We start from the raw sequence: 20,667 nt of genomic DNA, 5'->3' as shown, positions 1-20,667 counted from the left end.
GCCGGGGCGGAAGATGAATCCCAAGATGGAGAGGCCTGTCGGAACGCCTTTCCAGAGAGGACATCATGTCATGACCCGCAATCTGAAGACCCTGATCGGCCGTGTCGCCGCCGGCGCCGCCGCCCTGGCCATGGTCGCCGGCGCGAGCGCCGCCTCGGCCGACTCCTACCGCCACGGCGGCTACTACGGCCACCGCGGCCATCACAACAACAACGACGTGGGCGTCGCCATCGCCGGCGGCATCGTCGGCCTGGCCCTGGGCGCGGCGATCGCCGGCAACAACAACAACCACTATCGCAGCGGCTACAGCTACGGCTACGCCCCTCCGCCGCCGCCCCCGCCGCGCTACTACGGCGGCTACGGCCGCCCCTATGGCTACGGCTATGGCCGCGACTGCTGGACCACGCGCGAATACGACCCCTATCGCGACCGCGTCTACGAGCGGACCGTCTGCCGCTAGCTCAGTCATCCTCGGACTTGTTCCAAGGCCCCTGCCGGGGTTCGCGTTTGAAGACAAGGAAAGGGGCGCTGCGTCGGCAGCGCCCCTTTTTCATGCCGCCTTGCCGGCGGATCGCGGGGTCCTCGGAACAAGTCCGAGGATGACGGAGGGGAGAACTAGCCCTGCGCCGCCTGCAGGCGCTCCAGCACCAGCGGATGCAGTTCCTGGTTCGAGGCCAGGATCGAGGCGCCGTCCACCGGGTTGCCGTGCTCCTCGATGGTCGAGACCTTGCCGCCGCTCTCGGTGACCATCAGTACGCCGGCCGCCACGTCCCAGGGCTTGAGGTTGCGTTCCCAGAAGCCGTCGAAGCGGCCGGCCGCGACCCAGGCCAGGTCCAGCGACGCCGCGCCGAAGCGGCGCACGCCGGCGACCTTCTGGCTGATCTGGTGCAGTTCCTTCAGGAACTGGGCGTGGCCGGGCTTGCCCAGGAACGGCACGCCGGTGGCCAGGACGCTTTCGTCCAGGTGGCGACGGGCCGCGACGCGCAGGCGCTTCTCGGCGCCCAGATAGGCGCCCTTGCCCTTTTCGACCCAGAACAGGTCGTTGGTGATGGGGTTGTAGGTGACGCCGGCCACGACCTCGCCCTCGCGCTGCAGGGCGATGTTGACCGCGAAGTGCGGGATGCCGTGCAGGAAGTTGGTGGTGCCGTCCAGCGGGTCGACCACCCAGGTGTGGGTCTTGTCGGTGCCCTCGATCATGCCGCGCTCCTCACCGAGGAAGCCGTAGCCGGGGCGAGCCTTTTCCAGGATCTCGAAGATCACCTGCTCGGCCTTCTGGTCGGCGGCGGTGACGAAGTCGGCGGGGCCCTTCTTGGACACCTGCAGCTCGGTGACTTCGCCGAAGTCACGGGCCAGGCCGCGGGCGGCTTTGCGCGCGGCGTCGATCATCACGTTCAGGAGGGCGGAAGCGGTGGCCAAGGCAGGTGTTCCTCATAGTTCCCCCTGCGCGGCGTCGCCCAAGGGGGAGCGACGGCGGGGGATATGCATGCGGGCGGATAGAAAGATCGGGAAAGTGGGCGCGATACCTAGTCGCCTGGGCCGCCGAAAGCAAGGCGAGGGGATTTTGCCGCGGTTCAGGCGTCCGGGTCGCGGGGGCGGCGAAGGACATGCTGCGTCACCCAGGCCAGCACCCCCACCACCGCCAAGCCGAAGACCGCCGGGAGGATGTGGCCGATCCAGACGGCGGTCTGAGCATACGGCTCCGGCGTGCCGGTTGCGGGCATCACCTCGACCTTAACCTCGAACATCGGGGGCGACGGGTTCAGCAGCAGGCCCGCGACGATCATCGCGATCGCTACGAGCACCAAGCCCGCCAGCTTCCATCGTGTGCGCATGTGTTCTGGATCTCGTCGCCCGCTCCGAACGGTCAAGCTGGCGGGATTTTCGGAGGCAGGCAACGGCCGGCGATTTTCCTGGCGCGATGTCACATCCGGGCGGCCTGCCTCGTCATGTCTCCAAACCCAAGGAGGGCACGACGATGCGTTGGGCGAAATGGATCCTGCCGGCGATCCTGGCGATCAACGGCGCGGTGATGATGCTGGCCCCGGCCTGGTGGTATCCACGCGTGCCGGGGGTGATCGAGACCGGGGCGTTCAACGACCACTTCGTCCGCGACATCGGCGCGGCCTTTCTCGCCTGCGCCCTGGCCATGGGCTGGGCGCTGAAGGATCCGGCGCGGGGCCTGGGCGCGGCGGTGGTCTCGGCGACCTTCCTCTGCCTGCACGCGGTGATCCACCTGGTCATGCCGTTCTGCGGAACCTCCCTGCCGTGGCCGCTGCTGGCACGCGATTTCCCGGGCGTGTTCCTGCCGGCGATCATCAGTCTGCTGGTGGTGCGATCGTGCATTCGGCGCCAGAAAGTCAGCGCATGAGCGATCAGGACAGCATCTTCGAGGAACGACGCGGGGCCATAACCGGCCTGGCCTACCGCATGCTCGGCTCGCGGGCCGACGCCGAGGACGTGGTGCAGGACGCCTGGATCCGCTGGCGCGCCGTCGAGGCCGACGAGGTCGCCAACCCGGCCGGCTTCCTCAACAAGGTGGTCACCCGCCTTTGCCTGGACCGGCTGAAGTCGGCCCGCGCCCGGCGCGAGGTCTATGTCGGCGAGTGGCTGCCCGAGCCGGTGGTCGACGAGGACCACTCCACGCTGGGCGAGGACCTGTCGGTGGCCTTCCTGCTGGCCCTGGAGCGCCTGACCCCGCTGGAGCGCGCCGCCTTCCTGCTGCACGACGTGTTCGACGTTCCCTTCGCCGAGATCGCCCGCACCCTGGGACGAGGCGAGGCGGCCTGCCGTCAGTTGGCCGCCCGGGCCCGCGAACACGTCAAGGCCGGCAAGCCGCGCTACCACCCCAGCGCCGAAGAGGAGCAGCGCCTGACCAGCGCCTTCCTGGCCGCCACGATGAGCGGCGACGAGGGCCTGCTGCGCGACATCCTGGCCCAGGACGTGGTCATGCATTCCGACGGCGGCGGGCTGGCCAAGGCGACGATCAACCCGGTGTTCGGCCTGGAGAAGGCGATCCGCCTGGCGCTGGGCCTCAAGAGGAAGTTCCCCGCGCCGGAGGGTACGACCGCCCGCCTGGCGCGGATCAACGGCGCGCCCGGCATCGTGCTCAGTCACGACGGCGTGGTGTTCCAGACCATGGGCCTGGAGATCGTCGACGGCCGCATCGCCGCCGTCTACACGATGCGCAACCCGGACAAGCTGGCGCGGCTCAACAGCTGAATCGCCGTGCGTCCTTCGAGGCTCGCCTTCGGCTCACACCTCAGGATGAGGATATCAGCATAGAGCTCCTCATCCTGAGGCGCCCGCGCAGCGGGCCCCGAAGGACGCACTGAGCCTGAAGCCTAAGGCAGCGCCACCTTCGGCAGGGTGTCCTTGGTCTCGCAGGCCACGCGGCCCGCGCCGCCGGCGGCGCCCTTGATGTCCTCGATCTTCTCGCCCTTGCGCCAGCCCTTGGGCAGGCCCTGGTCGCCGGTGAAGTCCATGCCCAGGTCGATCCACTTGTCTGTCGCGCAGTCCAGCGCGAACAGCATGATCGGACCCTTGCTGGCCGGCCAGGCCTTGTAGGGGCCGTTGGGTCTGCCCTCGGCGATGCGCACGACCACCAGGCCGGACGTTTCGTCCACCCGCATGAAGTCGGCGTCGTAGAAGGTTTTCGCCTCGCCGGGCGAGGGCTTCCAGTTCTCCGCCAGGGCGGCTGGCGCCAAGCCCAGGACGGTTACGCCAAGCAAACACAGTCCAAGCCGCCGCATGGGCGTCCTCCCCGTATTTTATCGTTGGGAGGAGGCTACGCCCGAGAAGCTTGAGCGGCAAGTTCCGCGAACGGCGTTACGCGTTACGGGCGGCCAGGCCTTGGGCGATGGCGGCGTTGATCGCCGCGACGCCGGCCGCCGGACCCTGCGGGTGTTTCCACACCCCGGCCGAGACGGCCAGGAAGTCGGCGCCCGCCGTGGCCAGGCCGGCGGCGTTGTCGGCGGTGATCCCGCCGATCGCCACGGACGGGACCTCCATCGTCTCCTGCCAGATCGACAGGATCTCGGGATCGGCGGTGGTCGGGGCGTCCTTGGTGGTGGTCGGGAAGAAGGCCCCGAAGGCCACGTAGTCGGCCCCGGCCTCGGCGGCCTCCATGGCCAGGTGGCGGCTGTCGTGGCAGGTGACGCCGATCATCGCGCCGGGGCCCATGATCTTGCGGGCCTCCTTGAAGGGCGTGTCGCTCTGGCCGACATGGACGCCGTCGCAGCCCAGCCGCGCGGCCAGGTCGGGGCGGTCGTTGAGGATGACGGCCACCTCGCGCGCCCGGGCGACGGGCGCCAGCGCCTGGACGGCGGCGGCGATCACTTCGTCCGGGGCGTCCTTCAGGCGGATCTGCAGCGCGGCCACGTCGCCGCCGTCCAGGGCGGCGGCCAGATCGCGGCCGAAGGCGGCCAGGTCGTCCAGGGCGGGCGGGGTGATCAGATAGAGGCGGCAGTCGGTCATGGGTGCGGATTACGCCGATTTGGGCCGCGGACAAAGGTCCTCCCCCCGTGGGGGAGGCGGCCGAAGGCCGGTGGGGGGAGTTGTGGGGTGGTTGATCCGGATTGTGGTCCCCTCCGAATACTCCCCCCTCCGTCGGCTTCGCCGATACCTCCCCCCAGGGGGAAGAGCGGGGCCTATTTGTCGCACTGCGAGTCAGTTGCAAAAGCTCCACGCCTCCGCTACATGAGAATGACAATCATTCGGTGGGGCGAGTCTCCCTTGTACGTCTGCAACTGTAACGGCATCCGCGAGCGGGAAGTCCGCGCCGCCATCGACGCTGGGGCCACCCGCCCGGCCGACGTGTTCCGTCACAAGGGCTGCCAGGCCCAGTGCGCCAAGTGCGTCTGCGAGATGCGCCAGATGATCCAGGACAACCGCGAAGCCCTGGCCTTCGCCGCCGAATAGATTTTCGTTCCGCTCATCCCGGCGAATGCCGGGACCCAGATGGAATGACTTTGAGCCTGACGCCATGAGCGCCGTGCTATTTCCAATCAGCCTCTCCGCCTTTGGATCTGGGTCCCGGCATTCGCCGGGATGAGCGGATTTTGGGGTATTCCCCGCTCACGCGAGGCAGTCTCACGCTTTTCCGTGAGGCTGAGAAACACTTGCAGACATAGCGGTTGAAGCAACCCAGGCGATAGATCAGGGTCCGCTCTGCCTGAGTCCTTCGGACGCAGGCAGCCCTTTTTATGTGGGCGCGCGATGGTCGCCGAAACCGACGTCCACTTTCGGCTATCGCGCGCCGTTATTCGAATCTGAGGAGGCCCGCCATGCAAGGCGATCCCGGCATCATCCGGCTCTTGAACGCGGTGCTCACCAACGAGCTGACGGCGGTGAACCAGTACTTCCTGCACGCGCGGATGTACGACAACTGGGGCTTCAAGCGCCTGGGCAAGATCACCTACGACGAGTCGATCGGCGAGATGAAACACGCCGACAAGCTGATCAACCGCATCCTGTTCCTGGAAGGCCTGCCCAACCTGCAGGACCTGCACAAGCTGAAGATCGGCGAGACCGTGCCCGAATGCCTGGCCTCGGACCTGTCGGTGGAAGTCGGCGGCCGCGAGACGCTGATCCCCGGCATCATCCAGTGCGAACAGGCCCGCGACTATGTCAGCCGCGAACTGCTGCGCGAGATCCTGAGCGACACCGAGGAGCACATCGACTTCCTCGAGATGCAGCTGGGCCTGGTCAAGTCGCTGGGCGAGCAGAACTACCTGCAGAGCGCCGTGGGCGAACTGCCGGCTTAGGCTCCGTTTGGGGACACGCGCAGGCGCGTGTCCCCAGCCCTGCCTTAGACATCCCGCGCCATGAACACCCGCGCGTCCTCATCCAGGCCACGCGCCAGGTGCTCCTCCCGGATCGCCGCCATCCCCGGCGTCAGAACCGCCACCTCCACGAACCCCAGCCGCCGGTAGTATGGCGCGTTCCAGGGCACCTCGCGGAACGTCGACAGCGACAGGCCCTCCAGCCCCGCCGCCCGCGCCCGCGCCGCCACCTCGTCCAGCAGCGCCGCCCCGATTGCCCGGCCCGCGAACGCTGGCAGCACATCGAGCTGCTCGACATAGGCCCGCGCCTCGACCCGCCGGAACATCGCGAACCCCGCGATCGTCCCCTCCTCCATCGCGACGACCAGGCCGCCGTCGGCGATCCGGATCGCCAGGATCGACGCCGGGCTGGGCTCGTCGTCGGCCAGGGCGTCCATCAACCCGACGAAACGCTGGGCCGAGGCGCGTTCGAGCGTTCGGATCGTCTCGATCTCGTCGAGCCGGGCGGAGCGGAAATCGACCATCACAAGCTCACAAACCGTTGCGACGCCCTGGAACCAAGGCCCAGCTAAGCGGGTTACAAGCAAGTTTAGCGAGGAGTTCCGTCATGCACATCCCGAACGGCAGATCCCACGGGAGGCGGACCCACGCCGGCCGGGAGGCGTTCGAGATCGATGTGAAGGCCGACACCCCCAGCAGCGCCGGCGCCCAGTTGGTCCTGGGCCTGGCCCTGGCCGGCGGCGCGATCCTGGCCTCGACCCTGCTGGGCCGCCGCCACGAGAAGATGATCGACGACGAGGAATACGCGGTCGGCTACGCCGAGATGCACGAGCCGGTCGCCCATCAGCCCAAGGCCCTGACCAGCCTGATCCTGCCGCCGCTGTTCATCGCCATGACCCTTTCGGGGCTGCGCATCTGGAACGCGCCCTCCAGCCCCACGCGTACCCGGGCTCTCACCCTCTGGAGCCTGGTCCAGGGCTTCAACGCCCTCTGGTTGGCCCTCGGCGCCAAGCGCGTCGGGGGACAACTTGGCGCGGCGACCGCGTCCCTGGCCGCCTCGGGCGCCTACGCCCTGCAAGCCCGCAAGCTGGTGGCCCCGGCCTCGGGCTTTTCCAGCCCCTATCTCGGCTGGCTGGGCTTCGCCAACGCCCTGACCGAAGAGCTGTGGAAGCGTCCGCGCCGGGTGACGGTCCACTAGAAAACGCCGTTCAGCGGCCGTTCAGGCGGCCAAGCTTTAGCTTCCCCCAAGCCTTGCTTAGGGGAGCTTTCACATGCGTCGTCTTTGGGTTCTCGGATTGGCCGTCACGGTCGGCGCGCTGGCCGGCTGCGCCAGCATGAGCAAGGAGGCCTGCCTGCAGGGCGACTGGGCCGGGGTCGGCTTCAAGGACGGCGAAGCGGGACGTCCGCAAAGCCGCTTGGACGACCACGCCAAGGCCTGCGCCAAGGCCGGGGTGGTCCCCGACGCCGCGCCCTATTTCCAGGCCCGCGACCAGGGTCTGAAGCTCTATTGCACCCAGTACCGGGGCTTCGGCGAGGGGCGCAACGGCAATTCCTACGCCGGGGTTTGCCCGCAGGGGGCCGAGCGCGGGTTCTTGGTGGGCTATGCCGACGGCCAACTGGTCCACGCCGCGGTCTCGCGTCTGAGCCAGGCGGAATCCGACCGCCAGAGCGCCGACAACCGCGCCGAGAAACGTGACCGCGAGGCGCGCGGCGTCGAGGACGAGCTGAAGAATCCCAAGCTGAACGACGAGCAGAAGCACGAACTGCGCGACCGCCTGAACCGCCTGCGGTCCGAGCGCCGACAGGCTGTCGAGGACGGCCGCCGCGCCGAATGGGCGGCCCGCGACGCCGAGCGCGAGGTCAGCGAGCTGCAACACCGGTTCGGGCCGCGCTACGGCGGCTGGTGACCGATCAGGCGGCCGAGCGTTCTGCGTGACGCTCGCGCAGGGCCAGCAGCATCGGCAGGCCCAGCGAAACGCCGACCAGGAACACGGCCGCTGCCGTCATCCACACCACCCGCCAGCCCAGGCGGCGCGCCTCGAAGATCGCGAAGACCAGTAGCGCGACCGCCGAGACGACGACGTCCCAGCCGAAGAAGGCGCCGATCCGGGTCGAGAACAGCTCGGCCACGAACCGAGGGATATCCAGCCCGTGCTCGACCAGCCACGGCAGGAACGCCGCATAGGGCAGGACGACGCCCGGGATGCAGAGCGCCCAGTAGAGATGGCTGCGCGACATGGTCGAGGGGGCTCCGGTTCGGCGTGAGGACATCGTGTGGGGCTAGGCGGGTCAAGCGTTCTTAAGCCCCCTCCCAAAGGGAGAGGGAGGGACCCATGCGCAGCATGGGAGGGTGAGGGGCTAAGACGTCAGACGGCGTGCCGGCAGGGCGCTCGTGGAAATCGGCGAGGGCGTCACCCCTCACCCTCCCTCTCCCCTCCGGGAGAGGGTTCATCGAATGCCGAACACCCGATCCAGGCTCCACTTCCCGCCGCCCTTGGCGATCAGGAACAGCAGGATGGCGGCCCAGGACAGGTGGGTGCTCCAGGCGTCCGGGTAGACGAACACCTCGATCACCAGGGTCATGCCCAGGAAGGCCAGCGCCGAGAGCCGGGTGAACAGGCCCAGCACCAGCAGGATCGAGAACAGGTGCTCGCTGTAGGTCGCCAGATGGGCCGCCACGTCCGAGGGGATCAGCGGCAGGGCGTATTCCTCGGCGAACAGCGAATAGGTCCCGTCGGTGATGTGCAGGATCCCGTCGACCTTGGTGCGCCCGGACAGGAAGAACACAGAGGCGATGCCCAGGCGCGCGACCAGGGTCAGGACGCCGTCGGGCAGGGCGCGGTGGGCCACGACCGCCAGCTGGTCGAGCGGACGGCTCCAGGGCCGTGAGGCGACGGGCACGAGCATCTGGTCGGTCACGCGGGATCTCCAAGGTCGAGGCCGCTGAACACGCCGTCGGCGATCAGGGCGGCGAAGAGGGTTGCGAGGTCGGCGGCGGGATTGGCTTCACCGGCGGCGGTGATCGCCTCGCCGAGGGTCGCGCCGTCACGGGCGGCGGCCAGGAAGGCGAAGCCGGCCGCGTCGAGCAGGCGGCTGTGCACCGCGTCGTGGGGGCGAACGATCAGGACACCCTGTGGGTCGTCCGTCAGTTCCATCTCGCCGCGCTCAGGCTCTCGGGCCGCCAGCCACAGGCCGGGCAGGCCGGTGTCGAACCAGGCGAAGGCCAGGCTGGGGTGAAGGCGCGGGCGGGCGGCGGCCAGGGCCTCGGGATCGAGCGCGAAGGCCTCGGCGGTCAGGGTCTCGGCCTCGTCCGCGAACAGGGCGGTGGTCCACATCCGGTCCAGCCGGGCCATGGACGGAAGGTAGGGCAGATCGTCGGCCGGCGGGAAGCGCTCCAGCCAGTCGGGGAAGGCCTCGCCATAGGCCAGCAGGGCGGCGCTGGCCGGCGGGTGCTCGTGGGCGAAGAGGGCGGCGGCGGCGCGGAACCAGTCGTCGCCGACCAGGCTGGCCACGGTGGGGAAGTTGGCGGCCAGGGCGTCGACGCAGCCCTTGGCGATGGTGTTGCGATAGACGGCCAGGCCGGCGGGCTCGGCCTCGTGGTCCGGCAGCCAGGCGGCGATCGGCGCGGCGGTTCGCTCGGCCAAGGCGGCGGCGAAGGCGTCCTGGAATTGGCCCAGCTCAGACATGGGCCGGCTCCGGCTGGAGCGGTTGGGGAAAGGCGCATGCGCCTGTCCCCGTCAGCACGCCATGCGCCCGATCGCGCTCGGCCATCAGCACCTCGAAGGCGGGGATGTCGTCGTCGCGCTCGATCAGGGTGGGTCGAGGACCGACGCGGTCGATCAGGCGGCGATACAGCGCCCAGACGGGCTCGGCGATCGGCGCGCCGTGGGTGTCGATCAGGAGGCTCGAGCCGCCCCCCTCCTTGAAATCAGAGTCGGCGCCGTGGCCGGCCAGGTGGATCTCGCCGATCACCTCGGCGGGCAGGGCGTCCAGATAGGTCTCGGCCGCGTAGCCCAGGTTGCTGGCGCTGACGAACACGTTGTTGACGTCGACCAGCAGGCCGCAGCCCGTGCGGCGGGTCAGTTCGATCAGGAAATCGGTCTCGTCCAGCTCGTGGCCGGTCAGCGGCAGGTACAGCGACGGGTTCTCGACCAGGATCGTCCGTCCAAGGACATCCTGCGCGCGCCCGACGTTGCCGGCGATGCGGTCCAGGGCCGCGTGGGTGCGGGGGAAGGGCAGGAGGTCGGGCTGGTGGACGCCGCGGTGGGTGCTCCAGGCCAGGTGTTCGGAGACCACGAACGGCTCGAACCGGTCGGCTAGGGCCTTTAGGGCCAGCAGGTGCGCCGGGTCCGGATCGGCGTCGGCGGCCAGGGACAGGCCCACCCCGTGCAGCGACAGCGGATGCTTCTCGCGGATCGCCTCCAGCCAACGCAGGCGCGGCCCGCCGGCGGCCATGTAGTTCTCGGGATGGACCTCGAACCACAGGCCCGCGTCCTGAGCCGCGAGGGCTTCGGCGTAGTGCTGGGATTTGAGGCCGAGGCCGGCGGTGGGGGACATCTTCTCAATCCAAACCTGTCATCCCGGACGAAGCGAAGCGCGGATCCGGACCGCCGGAAACGCATGCGCTCTGGGTCGGTCCCGGATCGTCGCGCTGCGCGCTCGTCCGGGATGACAGCGTGGGAGTGGCTTACATCGACTTCGGGGTCAGCGAGCCCGTACCGTTCGGCGTCTTGATCGTGGTGCAGGTGCCCTTGGCGACCTTCTTCCAGGCGTCGGCCTGATAGTCGGTCTTCGAGGTGCCCGCGCAGCTGGTGCCGGCGCCGGCCTTGCAGTCGTTCTGGCCGGCCTTGGCGACGCCGTAGCACTTTTCCATTTCGGTCTTGGCCGGCTTCATGTCGTCGCGGGCCATGGCGGCGCCGGCGCTCAGGGCGAACACGGCGGCGAGGGCGAGAGCGGGAGTGCGGTTCATGGGGACGTTTCCTTCGTCAGGGTCTGACCGGGCCCGGCGCCGTTCGTCGGCCCGTCCTGCGCGGTCAAGGGTGAGTTACGGACGGGTGCGACGAAAGGTTACACCGGTATCCGAACAAAAAAGCGGCGGACCAAAAAACACCGGACGATGTCGGGCCCCGGTTCCCGCCGTCCGCGACGCGGTGTAACCATCGGGCCGTCTCGCGCGAACAAGGGGGAGGCGTGACGGAAACCGAGGCCGCCCTGAAGGCGCTGATGCTGCTGGGCCTGGACGGCGACGCCCCGGCCTATCGGCTGTTGCTGTCTCAACTCGGTGGCCGGCTCCGCGTCTATTTCGAGCGTCGCATGCGCGACGCTCCCGGCGATGTGGAGGACCTGGTGCAAGAGACCCTGATGGCGGTGCATACGCGGCGCGCGACCTACGATCGCGCCCAGCCGTTCACCCCCTGGGCCTTCGCCCTGGCGCGCTACAAGCTGATCGACCACTGGCGGCGGCGGAAGGTGCGGGTGACTCTGCCGATCGACGACTATGTCGAGGTCCTGGCCGCCTACGCCCCCGAGCCCGGCTCGGCCATGGACCTGGACAAGGCGCTGGAGACCTTGCCCGAGCGCCAGCGCAATTTGGTGCGCGACGTCAAGATCGAGGGCCTCAGCCTGGCCGAGGCCGGCGAACGGGCCGGCGTGAGCGAGGGCGCGGCCAAGGTCGCCCTGCACCGGGCGCTGAAGAGTCTCGGAGAAAGGATGCGCGGTCGTGCGGACGGATGATCTGATCGATCAGCTGGCGGCCGAACCGCGCGCCATCCCGGCCGGGGCGGTGCAGCGCCGGTTCGTGGCCGTGGCCGTGGCCGGCGGCCTGGCCGCCCTGGTCATGGTGCTGGCCTGGCTGGGCACGCGGCAGGACCTGGCCCAGGCCATGACCGGCCGGATGTTCTGGATGAAGGCGATGTACACCGCCCTGCTGGGCGTGGCGGGCTTCTGGGCGCTGGAGCGCCTGGCGCGGCCGAACGGCGCGCCGCGCAAGGCGTTGCTGTTCGGGGCCCTGGTGCTGGTGCTGTTCGTCGGCATGGGCTTTGGCCAATGGCTGGTCGCCGACTGGGAGCATCGTCGGTCGATGATGATGGGCGGATCGTGGAAGGTCTGCTTCCGCTACATCCTCACCCTGGCCCTGCCGGGGTTGGCGGCGACGCTGGTGGTGCTGCGCGGCATGGCCCCCACCCGACCGGGTCTGGCCGGCTTCGCGGCCGGGGCCTTCGCCGGCGGCTTGGCGGCCACGGTCTATGGGCTGCACTGCGGCGAGAGCACGATGGTGTTCGTGGGCACCTGGTACACCCTGGGGGTGCTGGGCACCGGGGCGCTGGGGGCGGTGGTGGGGAAGTGGGCGTTGCGGTGGTGAGCCGCTTGCCCCCACCTGACCGCTTCGCGGTCTGTCCGCCCCCAGAGAGGGCGGAGGACGAGAAACGCGCCCTCTTCCCCCTTTGGGGGAGGAGCGCCGCAGGCGCGGAGGGGGCAAGTGTTCGCCGCCCTCCGCTCTGACGCTTAGTCCTTGGCGCGTTCCTGGTACGAGCCGTCTTCCGTCAGGATGATCACCCGGGTGCCCGAGGCGATGTACGGCGGCACCATGGTGCGCACGCCGTTGCTGAGGATCGCCGGCTTGTACGACGACGAGGCGGTCTGGCCCTTCACCGACGGTTCGGTCTCGACGATCTCGAGCGTCACGGTGCGCGGCAGCTCCAGGGCGATCGGGACGTCGTTGTGGGTCGACAGGACGACGGTCATGTTTTCCTGCAGATAGGCGCCCAGGTCGCCGATCACCTCTTCGGTCGCCACGAGCTGGTCGTAGCTTTCCGGGTTCATGAAGTGATAGCCCTCGCCGTCCTTGTACAGGAAGGTGTGGTCGCGCTGGTCGACGAAGGCGCGCTCGACCTGCTCGGTGGTGCGGTAGCGTTCCGACACCTTCACCCCGTCCGCGATGCGGCGCATGTTCAGCTGGGTGACCGGGGTGCCCTTGCCGGGGTGGATGTTTTCAACGTTGAGAACGACGTAGAGCTTGCCGTCCATATCGACGACAAAGCCTTTCCGGAGCGAGCTGGCGGCGACTTTGGTCACGTAGTGCGTCCTTGGATCTCGCGGCGGCCTTGGCCGCGAATTGCGTTAGATATCGCCCTCCTATAGCGATCCTCGCCAAGTTCGCCACCCCCCGACAGGAGCCTTTAGCCTCACGCGAAATCGCGTGAGGCGTCTAAAAGGCTCCTGTTTTAAAGTTTAGAGCGTGGCAGGCGCCGAAACCGCTCACACTTTCGGCTGCCACGCTCTAAGGGACGCCTCGTGCCGACAGCCTCTCCTTCGCCCTGGTGGCGGCCTGAAAACCACGCCGACCGGCGGCCGTTCCTGCTGGCCCGCAACCGGATCAAGGCCGCTTTCCGGGCCTGGTTCGAGGCGCGGGACTTCCTGGAGGTCGAGACCGCGGCCCTGCAGGTCTCGCCCGGCAACGAGGCGCATCTGCACGCCTTCGAGACCGCCGCCCTGACGATTTCGGGCGAAAGCGCGCCGCTCTACCTGCACACCTCGCCGGAGTTCTCGTGCAAGAAGCTGCTGGCGGCGGGCGAGACCAGGATCTTCGATTTCGGCAAGGTCTGGCGCAATCGCGAGCGCGGGGCGCTGCACCATCCGGAGTTCACCATGCTGGAATGGTATCGGGTCGACGCGCCCTACCAGACCCTGATGGACGATTGCGCGGCCCTGTTGGCGCTTTCGGCGGAAACCGTGGGAACCCTCCAATTCCGCTTTCGGGGCCATGTCTGCGATCCGTTCGCCGCGCCCGAGCGGGTGACGGTGGCGGAGGCGTTCGAACGGCATGCGGGCGTCGACCTGCTGGCTTCGATTGATGGCGCGGGGGCGACCGATCGCGACGCCTTGGCCGCTTCCGCGAAGGCCGCCGGCATCCGTGTCGCCGACGACGACACCTGGGCCGACGTGTTCAGCCGGGTCATCGTCGAGAAGGTCGAGCCGAACCTGGGCATCGGCCGCGCCACGATCCTCTGCGAATACCCGACCGCCGAGGCGGCTCTCGCCCGGCCCAAGCCCGGCGACCCGCGCGTGGCCGAGCGGTTCGAGCTCTATGCCTGCGGCGTCGAACTGGCCAACGCCTTCGGCGAGCTGACCGACGCCGGCGAGCAGCGCCGCCGCTTCGAGGCCGAGATGGACGAGAAGGCCCGGGTCTATGGCGAGCGCTATCCGCTGGACGAGGACTTCCTGGCCGCCCTGGCGATCATGCCCAGCGCCTCCGGCTCGGCCCTGGGCTTCGACCGGCTGGTGATGCTGGCGGCGGGCGCCTCGCGGGTGGACCAGGTGCTGTGGACGCCGGTGGCGGGTTAGGGGGAGCGGCTGGCCTCCTGGCCCCCTTTTAGTCGTCATTCCCGCCCTTGTGGCGGGAACCCCTCTGTCCGCCGCAAGGGCAGTGGAGTGGCGCGCTGGCGCGCCAAGGCATCTCACCGTCAGCTGAAACAGGGGTTCCCGCCACAAGGGCGGGAATGACGGCGAGATTGAGAGATCGCGCTTGGGTATGGAGGCGCCCTAGACCCGCGCCCGCACCATCCAGCAGGCGGCCGTGAACCGCGCCTCGCCGTCGGCCAGGAAGGGCTGGAACCCACGCCACACGGCGTCGATCACCGCGCGGCGGCGATCTTCGTCCAGGCCAGGCAGCGCCAGGCTGACCGGTCCCACGCGGGTCATATAGGTTTCCAGGTCGTCCACCGTCATTGTGCAGGCGACGTCGAGCGGCTGGATGTCCACGTCCCGCCACCCGGCCGTCGATAAGATTCCTTCCACCCGGCCGGAGTCGGCGAAGGCGAACTGGCCCGGCGCGGCGGGATCGCGCGGCGGCGCTTCGGGCAGCAGCGGGGCGGCCGCCCGTTCGGCCGCGGTCATGAACGGGTTGTCCTGGCGGCCGCGCCAGGCGATGCACGCCAGGTCCGCGTCCGTCCGCGAGGCCCGCCGCAGGTTGGCGAAAGCGGCGACGGGATCGTCGAAGAACATCACCCCGAACCGCGAGATCACCGCGTCGAAGGTCTGGGGCTGGAAGTCGTGGGTCTGGGCGTCGGCGAGCAGGAAGTCTGTATTCCCGGCGCCCGTCTCGCTCGCCCGCCGTCGGGCCCGCTCAATCAGCGGAACGGAAATGTCTGCGCCGGTGCAGCGGCCCCCCGGATCCAGGTTCCCGGCCACGGCGAAGGTGGTCGCGCCGGCGCCGCAGCCGACGTCGAGCACCGCTTGCGCGCCTTGCACCGCGTCGATCAACGGCCGCTCGAAGGGCGTGAACAGGCGATCGAGCAGGGCGTTCTGCTCGACCCAGTTGTGGCCGGCCTGGTTGTTCCAGAGTTGGGCCTGGGCCTGGTTCGCTTCCGTCACGCGCGGTCCTCCTTGCTTCAATGTGGGCTATCGACGAGGCTACGACTTCAAGCCGACTTGAGGTCAACCGTGAAACTTCTCGACATTGCGCAGGTGGCTCGGGGAACGGGCATGGCCGCCTCCAGGCTCCGTTACTACGAGGAAAAAGGCCTGATCGCCTCGATCGGCCGACGGGGGCTCAAGCGATTGTTCGAGCCCAGCGTGCTGGAGCGCCTGTCGCTGATCGCCCTGGCCCAGACGGCCGGCTTCTCGCTGGACGAGATCGCCGGCATGTTCGACACGGCGGGCCGGGTCAGCCTCGAGCGCGTGCAGCTCTCGGCCAAGGCCGACGACCTGGACCGGACGATCCGCCGCCTCTCCGCGCTGCGCGACGGCCTGCGCCACGCCGCCGCCTGTCCCGCGCCCAGCCACATGGAGTGCCCGACCTTCCGGCGGCTGCTGAAAGGGGCGGTCGAGAGCCGGCGCCGGACCTTCGCCGAGGATCTCGGCTAGCCCGTCGCATTGCGCCAACGGGCCTAATCGGCCATATCCCGCGCCTCATGACCGCCGCCCGCACCCTCCGCAGCGCCGCCGCGCTGGCCGAAGCCGGCCTGATCGCTCCCGAGCGGCTGCCGGCGCTCGAGGCCGTGGCGGCCCGCTACGCCGTGGCGATCACCCCGGACATGGCCGACCTGATCGACCCGGCCAACGAGTCCGACCCGATCGCCCGCCAGTTCATGCCCAGCGAGGCCGAACTGCTGGAAAGCCCCGGCGAGGTCGCCGACCCGATCGGCGACGAGGCCCACAGCCCGGTCGAGGGGATCGTCCACCGCTATCCCGACCGCGTGCTGCTGAAACCCACCCACACCTGCGCGGTCTATTGCCGGTTCTGCTTCCGCCGCGAGATGGTCGGGCCCGAGGGCCTGGCCAACCTGTCGCCTTCAAGCCTGGACGCCGCCTTCGCCTACATCGCCGCCCACCCGGAGATCTGGGAGGTGATCGTCACCGGCGGCGACCCGTTGGTGCTGTCGCCCCGCCGGCTGCGCGACCTGGGCGAGCGGCTGGCGGCCATCGACCATGTGAAGGTCGTGCGCTTCCACACCCGAATCCCGGTGGTCGATCCGGCGGCGATCACCGACGCGATGGTCCAGGCGCTGAAGGCCAGCGGCAAGACGGCCTATGTGGCCCTGCACGCCAACCATGCGCGCGAACTGACCGACGCGGCCCGCGTCGCCGTCGCCCGGATCGTCGACGCCGGGATCCCGATGCTGAGCCAGACCGTGCTGCTGAAGGGCGTCAACGACGATCCCGAGACGCTGGGCGCCCTGATGCGCGGCTTCGTCGAGAACCGCATCCGGCCCTACTACCTGCACCACGGCGACCACGCCCCCGGCACCGCCCACCTGCGCACCACGGTCGAGGAAGGCCGCGCCCTGATGCGCGCCATCCGCGGCCGGTTCTCAGGGCTCTGCCAGCCGACCTACGTGCTCGACATCCCCGACGGCCACGGCAAGGTGCCGATCGGGCCCGACTACCTGGCCGTCAACGGCGTGGTCGAGGACCCGAACGGCGGGGCGCACGCCTATCCGCCGGTCTCGCCGAGCTGACCAGAACGGAGTTCCGAACCTTCCGACCCGCAGGGTGTTTGGCTCACGTCGACCAGCACGTCTGGAGTCGGAATCGTCGGAGTCCGCCATGTCCCGTCCCATCAGTCCGCCATCCGCGTCCGGCGCGGGCGGTCGCGAGCTTCCCGCCTATGTCAGCAACGGCCTGATCGGCCTGCGCGTGCGCTGTCAGCCTTTGCAGGCGGGCATGACGATCGTCAGCGGCTATGCCGGCGAGGATCCGGAGCGGCGGATCGAGGGCGCGACGCCCGCGCCGTATCCCCTGGCCGGCGACATCGCCGTCGACGGGGCCTGGCTGTCCGACCTGCCGCACCAGGTCGGCGACCTGGAACAGGCCTACGACTTCGCCACGGGCGAGCTGACCAGCCGGTTCGTCTTCCAGGCCGGCGAGCGCCGCCTGACCTGCACGGTGCTGACCTTCGCCAGCCGCGAGGACCCGACCCTGGTCTGCCAGGAGACGACGCTGGAGGTCGACGGCGCCTGCGACCTGCAGGTCCGCGCGGGCGTCGAGACCACCGGCGTCCTGGGCCGGGCGCTGAGGTTCCTGCGCGACACGCCGGGCGAGGGGAAGGCCGACGTCGACGGCGCCCTGCTGTGGGAGTCGGCGGGCGGCCTTGGCCGCCTTGGCCTGGCCTATGTCACCGAGATTTCCGGCGGCGCGGCGGCGGGCGTCGAGCCGGTGCGTCCGGCCCTGGACGGCAAGGGCCTGATCACCACCTACGCCTTCCGCGCCGGCGCGCGGACCCGCTATCGCCTGCGGCAGATCACCAGCCTCGTCCCCAGCGCCATGCACGGCCGTCCGGACGAGCACGCGGGGCGGATGGCCGCCAAGGCCCGGCACGACGGCTTCGACGCCATCCGCGCCGAGAACCACGCGGCCTGGAACGAACTGTGGAAGGGCCGGGTGCGGCTGGTGGGCGCCGACGAGCGCTGGCAGGCGATGGCCGACGCGGCCTTCTTCTACCTCAACACCTCGGTCCACGCCTCGTCGTGCGCCTCGACCTCGATCTTCGGTTTGGCCACCTGGCACGACTATCACTACTATTACGGCCACGTGATGTGGGACATCGAGGCCTTCGCCGCGCCGGTCCTGACCCTGGTCCAGCCCCAGGCGGCCCACGCCCTGCTGGACTACCGCTTCCGTTACCTCGAGTCCGCGAAGACCAACGCCCGGCTGATGGGCCGGCAGGGCGCGCAGTTCCCGTGGGAGAGTTCGCCGTCGAAGGGGGAGGAGGCCGCGCCCTTGCCGGGCACGGCGTGCTGGCACGAGGACCACGTCTCGCTGGACGTGGCGCGGGCCTTCGCCCTGTTCGCGGACGCGACCGGCGAGGGCGAGTTCCGGCGCGAGAAGGCCTGGCCGGTCCTGGCCGGCGTCGCCGAGTGGATCGTCTCGCGCGCCCACAAGACCGCCGAGGGCTACGAGATCCGTGCCTCCATGGGCATCGCCGAACGCGAACAGCCGGTCGACAACGCCGCCTTCACGAACATGGCCGCCGTGGTGGTGCTGAACGACGCCGTCCGGATCGGCGAGCGCCTGGGCCGGTCGGTCGACCCGCGCTGGCGGGCCGTCGCCGAGGGCATGGTCCTGCCCCGCCGCGACCGGGTGGTCGTCTCGCACGACGGCTATCGCAAGACCGAGGAGAAGGGCGGCACGCCCGACCCGCTTATGGGCGTGTGGCCGTTCGGCTACCGCCTCGACCCCGAAGACGAGCAGGCGACCCTGAGGTTCTATCTCGACCTGGCCGACACCTACATCGGCAGCCCGATGCTGTCGGCCCTGTACGGCGCCTGGGCGGCGCGGACCGGCGACCGGGCCCTGGCGCTGAAGCTGCTGGACGAGGGCTACGCCACGTTCGAGAGCGGCCGCTTCGCCCAGATCCTCGAATACCGTCCCGACCGGTTCCCCGAACAGCCCCAGGCCGGCCCGTTCTTCGCCAACATGGGCGGCTTCCTGTCGAGCCTGGTGCTGGGCTTCCCGCGCCTGGAGCCCGGCGAGGGCGAGCCGGAAACCTGGTCCAAGGCGCCGGTGGTCCTGCCGGCCGGCTGGGAGGCGATCCAGATCGATCGGCTCTGGGTGCGCGGACGGCCCATGCGCCTGGAGGCGCGGCATGGCGAGCTGGCGCGCCTGACGCCGGCGGACTAGCCGCCCCACGAAAAAGGCCTCCCAGATCGCCCTGGGAGGCCCCTTCACAGGTCGCGAAAGCGGGACCGGTCAGGCGTTGGCGATGGCCGTGGCGATCGCGTCGGTCGGTTGGCCGGTCAGGTCCTTGGCGAGCTCGCCGACCAGCTTGGCCTGCAGCGCCTTGTGCCAGTGCTTGCGCAGCTCGCCGAGCGTCTTGGGGGCGGCGACGACGAACAGGGCCTCGAACTGGTTGGTCAGGGCCTGCTGGTTCAGCACGGCGGCGACGCCGGCGGCGTACCCGTCCTCGGCCTGGGTGCTGTCGTCGGGATTGGCCGCGCTGGACGGATGGCCGCCAGAGCCGCCGCCGCCGCCGTTGATGTCCGGGGTGGGCAGGGAGGTCAGTTCGGGGGCGTGGTCGCCGGTGTTCTTGAACAGCACCAGCTTCTCGCCGTCGACGACAGCCACCAGGGCGCCTTTGGGAAATATCATCGTGCGTGTCCTTGAACCAATGGGGCCTGTTAACGGCCCGCGAGGACGGGAGTTGCTCCGCGCGTCGCACCGCGTGCGAACGAGCTCGACGACCGCACATGAAAAAGGCCTCCCGGGTCTCCCCGGAAGGCCTCTTCGTATTCCCGAAAACCGGAAGCCTTACTCGGCCGCGGCCTTCTTCGCCGTCGCGCCAAACTTGGCGTGCAGCTCGCCCGACGTGTAGCGCTTGGCCATGGTCGCGGTCGACAGCGCCTTGATCTTGTCGGCGTGGCCGGCCGAGCCGAACTCGACGAACCGGGCCTGGCAGACCTTGCGCATGGCTTCCTTGGCGGGCTTGAGATAGGCGCGCGGGTCGAACTCGTGCGGGTGCTCGGTCAGGATCTTGCGGATCGCGCCGGTGATGGCCAGGCGGTTGTCGGTGTCGACATTGACCTTGCGCACGCCGTGCTTGATGCCGCGCTGGATCTCTTCGACCGGCACGCCCCAGGTCTGCGGGATGGCGCCGCCGTACTGGTTGATGATGTCCTGCAGGTCCTGCGGAACGCTGGACGAGCCGTGCATCACCAGGTGGGTGTTGGGCAGGCGCTGGTGGATCTCCTCGATCACGTTCATGGCCAGGACGTCGCCGTCCGGCTTGCGCGTGAACTTGTAGGCCCCGTGGCTGGTGCCCATGGCGATGGCCAGGGCGTCGACGCCGGTCTGCTGCACGAAGTCGACCGCCTGGTCGGGATCGGTCAGCAGCTCGTCGTGCGAGAGGACGCCCTCGAAGCCGTGGCCGTCCTCGGCCTCGCCCATGCCGCTTTCCAGCGAGCCGAGCACGCCCAGTTCGCCCTCGACCGAGACGCCGCAGCTGTGGGCCATCTGGACCACCTTGCGGGTGACCTCGACGTTGTATTCGTAGGTGGCGGGGGTCTTGGCGTCCTCCATCAGCGAGCCGTCCATCATCACCGAGGTGAAGCCGTACTGGATCGCCGTGGCGCAGGTCGCCGGGCCGTTGCCGTGGTCCTGGTGCATGCACACCGGGATGTTGGGGTAGATCTCGGCCAGGGCGTCGATCATCCGGGCCAGCATGATGTCGTTGGCGTAGTTCCGCGCGCCGCGCGAGGCCTGGATGATGACCGGGGAGTTGACGGCTTCCGCCGCCTCCATGATCGCCAGACCCTGTTCCATGTTGTTGATGTTGAAGGCCGGCAGCGCATAGTCATGCTCCGCCGCATGATCCAGCAACTGTCTTAGCGTGATCCTGGCCACGTGGTGTTCTCCTGCAAGCGTGAGTGAATTGGGTCGTTTCTTGTTTTTG

27 protein-coding genes are annotated in these 20,667 nt (G+C 69.3%); 13 read left to right on the top strand and 14 right to left on the bottom strand.

What is annotated here, in order from left to right; all coding sequences use genetic code 11:
- The first annotated feature begins 70 nt into the window (after nt 1-70).
- Nucleotides 71-460 (top strand): hypothetical protein, encoded by a 390-nt coding sequence (locus tag AC1DYP_RS04510; protein WP_477045312.1) that lies wholly within the window; start codon nt 71-73, stop codon nt 458-460.
- Nucleotides 461-615: 155 nt separating this feature from the next.
- Here the strand turns inward: AC1DYP_RS04510 and AC1DYP_RS04505 are convergent, their stop codons facing one another.
- Together AC1DYP_RS04505 and AC1DYP_RS04500 are read right to left on the bottom strand one after the other, a co-directional pair.
- Nucleotides 616-1,416, bottom strand: a complete 801-nt coding sequence (locus AC1DYP_RS04505; RefSeq protein WP_477045311.1) for an inositol monophosphatase family protein — start codon at nt 1,414-1,416, stop codon at nt 616-618.
- 155 nt (nt 1,417-1,571) lie between these two features.
- Nucleotides 1,572-1,802, bottom strand: a complete 231-nt coding sequence (locus AC1DYP_RS04500; RefSeq protein ID WP_477045310.1) for a hypothetical protein — start codon at nt 1,800-1,802, stop codon at nt 1,572-1,574.
- Between the two features lie 173 nt (nt 1,803-1,975).
- Between AC1DYP_RS04500 and AC1DYP_RS04495 the strand changes: the two genes are divergently transcribed.
- Together AC1DYP_RS04495 and AC1DYP_RS04490 are read left to right on the top strand one after the other, a co-directional pair.
- On the top strand, nt 1,976-2,368 hold the full coding sequence (locus AC1DYP_RS04495; RefSeq protein ID WP_477045309.1) for a hypothetical protein: 393 nt from the start codon (nt 1,976-1,978) through the stop codon (nt 2,366-2,368).
- Nucleotides 2,365-3,219, top strand: a complete 855-nt coding sequence (locus tag AC1DYP_RS04490) for a sigma-70 family RNA polymerase sigma factor (RefSeq protein ID WP_477045308.1) — start codon at nt 2,365-2,367, stop codon at nt 3,217-3,219. The genes AC1DYP_RS04495 and AC1DYP_RS04490 overlap by 4 nt, the downstream gene beginning before the upstream one ends.
- 122 nt (nt 3,220-3,341) lie before the next feature.
- Here the strand turns inward: AC1DYP_RS04490 and AC1DYP_RS04485 are convergent, their stop codons facing one another.
- Nucleotides 3,342-3,749 carry a hypothetical protein gene (locus AC1DYP_RS04485; protein ID WP_477045307.1) on the bottom strand — a complete coding sequence of 136 codons (408 nt, stop codon included), beginning with the start codon at nt 3,747-3,749 and terminating at the stop codon, nt 3,342-3,344.
- Nucleotides 3,750-3,825: 76 nt separating this feature from the next.
- The gene (thiE, locus tag AC1DYP_RS04480; RefSeq protein WP_477045306.1) at nt 3,826-4,473 is read right to left on the bottom strand and encodes a thiamine phosphate synthase; all 648 of its coding nucleotides are present in this window, start codon (nt 4,471-4,473) and stop codon (nt 3,826-3,828) included.
- A gap of 258 nt (nt 4,474-4,731) precedes the next feature.
- Between thiE and AC1DYP_RS04475 the strand changes: the two genes are divergently transcribed.
- Together AC1DYP_RS04475 and bfr are read left to right on the top strand one after the other, a co-directional pair.
- Entirely contained in the window at nt 4,732-4,917 is a 186-nt protein-coding gene (locus AC1DYP_RS04475; RefSeq protein WP_056440858.1) for a (2Fe-2S)-binding protein, read from the top strand.
- Between the two features lie 365 nt (nt 4,918-5,282).
- Nucleotides 5,283-5,762 carry a bacterioferritin gene (gene bfr, locus AC1DYP_RS04470; protein WP_477034106.1) on the top strand — a complete coding sequence of 160 codons (480 nt, stop codon included), beginning with the start codon at nt 5,283-5,285 and terminating at the stop codon, nt 5,760-5,762.
- 44 nt (nt 5,763-5,806) lie between these two features.
- Here the strand turns inward: bfr and AC1DYP_RS04465 are convergent, their stop codons facing one another.
- A complete protein-coding gene (locus AC1DYP_RS04465) occupies nt 5,807-6,304 on the bottom strand; it encodes a GNAT family N-acetyltransferase (RefSeq protein ID WP_477045305.1) in 498 nt (165 codons plus the stop codon).
- A gap of 83 nt (nt 6,305-6,387) precedes the next feature.
- Between AC1DYP_RS04465 and AC1DYP_RS04460 the strand changes: the two genes are divergently transcribed.
- A complete protein-coding gene (locus AC1DYP_RS04460; RefSeq protein WP_477045304.1) occupies nt 6,388-6,978 on the top strand; it encodes a TspO/MBR family protein in 591 nt (196 codons plus the stop codon).
- Between the two features lie 73 nt (nt 6,979-7,051).
- Nucleotides 7,052-7,687 carry a DUF2799 domain-containing protein gene (locus AC1DYP_RS04455; protein ID WP_477045303.1) on the top strand — a complete coding sequence of 212 codons (636 nt, stop codon included), beginning with the start codon at nt 7,052-7,054 and terminating at the stop codon, nt 7,685-7,687.
- Nucleotides 7,688-7,691: 4 nt separating this feature from the next.
- On the opposite strand, the gene AC1DYP_RS04450 is transcribed toward AC1DYP_RS04455, so the two are convergent.
- The 5 genes from AC1DYP_RS04450 to AC1DYP_RS04430 all read right to left on the bottom strand — a co-directional run bounded on the left by AC1DYP_RS04450 (nt 7,692) and on the right by AC1DYP_RS04430 (nt 10,749).
- Nucleotides 7,692-8,018 carry a DUF2834 domain-containing protein gene (locus AC1DYP_RS04450; protein ID WP_477045302.1) on the bottom strand — a complete coding sequence of 109 codons (327 nt, stop codon included), beginning with the start codon at nt 8,016-8,018 and terminating at the stop codon, nt 7,692-7,694.
- A 210-nt stretch (nt 8,019-8,228) separates the two neighbouring features.
- Nucleotides 8,229-8,687 carry a DoxX family protein gene (locus AC1DYP_RS04445; protein WP_477045375.1) on the bottom strand — a complete coding sequence of 153 codons (459 nt, stop codon included), beginning with the start codon at nt 8,685-8,687 and terminating at the stop codon, nt 8,229-8,231.
- A gap of 8 nt (nt 8,688-8,695) precedes the next feature.
- On the bottom strand, nt 8,696-9,466 hold the full coding sequence (locus AC1DYP_RS04440; protein WP_477045301.1) for an HvfC/BufC family peptide modification chaperone: 771 nt from the start codon (nt 9,464-9,466) through the stop codon (nt 8,696-8,698).
- Nucleotides 9,459-10,337 carry an MNIO family bufferin maturase gene (gene bufB / locus AC1DYP_RS04435; protein WP_477045300.1) on the bottom strand — a complete coding sequence of 293 codons (879 nt, stop codon included), beginning with the start codon at nt 10,335-10,337 and terminating at the stop codon, nt 9,459-9,461. Before bufB ends, AC1DYP_RS04440 begins: the two co-directional genes overlap by 8 nt.
- Before the next feature lie 130 nt (nt 10,338-10,467).
- A complete protein-coding gene (locus tag AC1DYP_RS04430; protein ID WP_477034114.1) occupies nt 10,468-10,749 on the bottom strand; it encodes a BufA1 family periplasmic bufferin-type metallophore in 282 nt (93 codons plus the stop codon).
- Nucleotides 10,750-10,970: 221 nt separating this feature from the next.
- Here AC1DYP_RS04430 and AC1DYP_RS04425 point away from each other — a divergent pair, with 221 nt between their 5' ends.
- Together AC1DYP_RS04425 and AC1DYP_RS04420 are read left to right on the top strand one after the other, a co-directional pair.
- Nucleotides 10,971-11,513 carry a sigma-70 family RNA polymerase sigma factor gene (locus AC1DYP_RS04425; RefSeq protein WP_477034115.1) on the top strand — a complete coding sequence of 181 codons (543 nt, stop codon included), beginning with the start codon at nt 10,971-10,973 and terminating at the stop codon, nt 11,511-11,513.
- The gene (locus AC1DYP_RS04420) at nt 11,500-12,141 is read left to right on the top strand and encodes an NrsF family protein (protein WP_477045299.1); all 642 of its coding nucleotides are present in this window, start codon (nt 11,500-11,502) and stop codon (nt 12,139-12,141) included. The genes AC1DYP_RS04425 and AC1DYP_RS04420 overlap by 14 nt, the downstream gene beginning before the upstream one ends.
- A gap of 143 nt (nt 12,142-12,284) precedes the next feature.
- On the opposite strand, the gene efp is transcribed toward AC1DYP_RS04420, so the two are convergent.
- Nucleotides 12,285-12,854, bottom strand: coding sequence for an elongation factor P (efp, locus tag AC1DYP_RS04415; protein ID WP_477034117.1), 570 nt, complete (start codon nt 12,852-12,854; stop codon nt 12,285-12,287).
- A gap of 219 nt (nt 12,855-13,073) precedes the next feature.
- On the opposite strand from efp, the gene epmA reads away from it, so the two are divergent.
- Nucleotides 13,074-14,123 (top strand): EF-P lysine aminoacylase EpmA, encoded by a 1,050-nt coding sequence (gene epmA / locus AC1DYP_RS04410; protein ID WP_477045298.1) that lies wholly within the window; start codon nt 13,074-13,076, stop codon nt 14,121-14,123.
- Nucleotides 14,124-14,321: 198 nt separating this feature from the next.
- Here the strand turns inward: epmA and AC1DYP_RS04405 are convergent, their stop codons facing one another.
- Entirely contained in the window at nt 14,322-15,152 is an 831-nt protein-coding gene (locus AC1DYP_RS04405) for a class I SAM-dependent methyltransferase (RefSeq protein ID WP_477045297.1), read from the bottom strand.
- Nucleotides 15,153-15,221: 69 nt separating this feature from the next.
- Here AC1DYP_RS04405 and AC1DYP_RS04400 point away from each other — a divergent pair, with 69 nt between their 5' ends.
- From AC1DYP_RS04400 to AC1DYP_RS04390, 3 genes are all read left to right on the top strand, one after another.
- On the top strand, nt 15,222-15,644 hold the full coding sequence (locus AC1DYP_RS04400; RefSeq protein WP_477045296.1) for a helix-turn-helix domain-containing protein: 423 nt from the start codon (nt 15,222-15,224) through the stop codon (nt 15,642-15,644).
- A gap of 47 nt (nt 15,645-15,691) precedes the next feature.
- Complete coding sequence (locus AC1DYP_RS04395) at nt 15,692-16,738, top strand: lysine-2,3-aminomutase-like protein (RefSeq protein WP_477045295.1); 1,047 nt, start codon at nt 15,692-15,694, stop codon at nt 16,736-16,738.
- A gap of 88 nt (nt 16,739-16,826) precedes the next feature.
- Complete coding sequence (locus AC1DYP_RS04390) at nt 16,827-18,899, top strand: glycoside hydrolase family 65 protein (protein WP_477045294.1); 2,073 nt, start codon at nt 16,827-16,829, stop codon at nt 18,897-18,899.
- 69 nt (nt 18,900-18,968) lie between these two features.
- Here the strand turns inward: AC1DYP_RS04390 and AC1DYP_RS04385 are convergent, their stop codons facing one another.
- Together AC1DYP_RS04385 and fba are read right to left on the bottom strand one after the other, a co-directional pair.
- Entirely contained in the window at nt 18,969-19,367 is a 399-nt protein-coding gene (locus AC1DYP_RS04385) for a host attachment family protein (protein WP_477045293.1), read from the bottom strand.
- Nucleotides 19,368-19,526: 159 nt separating this feature from the next.
- A complete protein-coding gene (fba, locus tag AC1DYP_RS04380) occupies nt 19,527-20,618 on the bottom strand; it encodes a class II fructose-bisphosphate aldolase (RefSeq protein WP_477034123.1) in 1,092 nt (363 codons plus the stop codon).
- Nucleotides 20,619-20,667 lie beyond the last annotated feature (49 nt).

Source organism: Caulobacter sp. P1_D6, from assembly GCF_056406095.1.
Note: the sequence above shows the minus strand (reverse complement) of the source record. Positions and strands in the feature narration are given on the sequence as shown.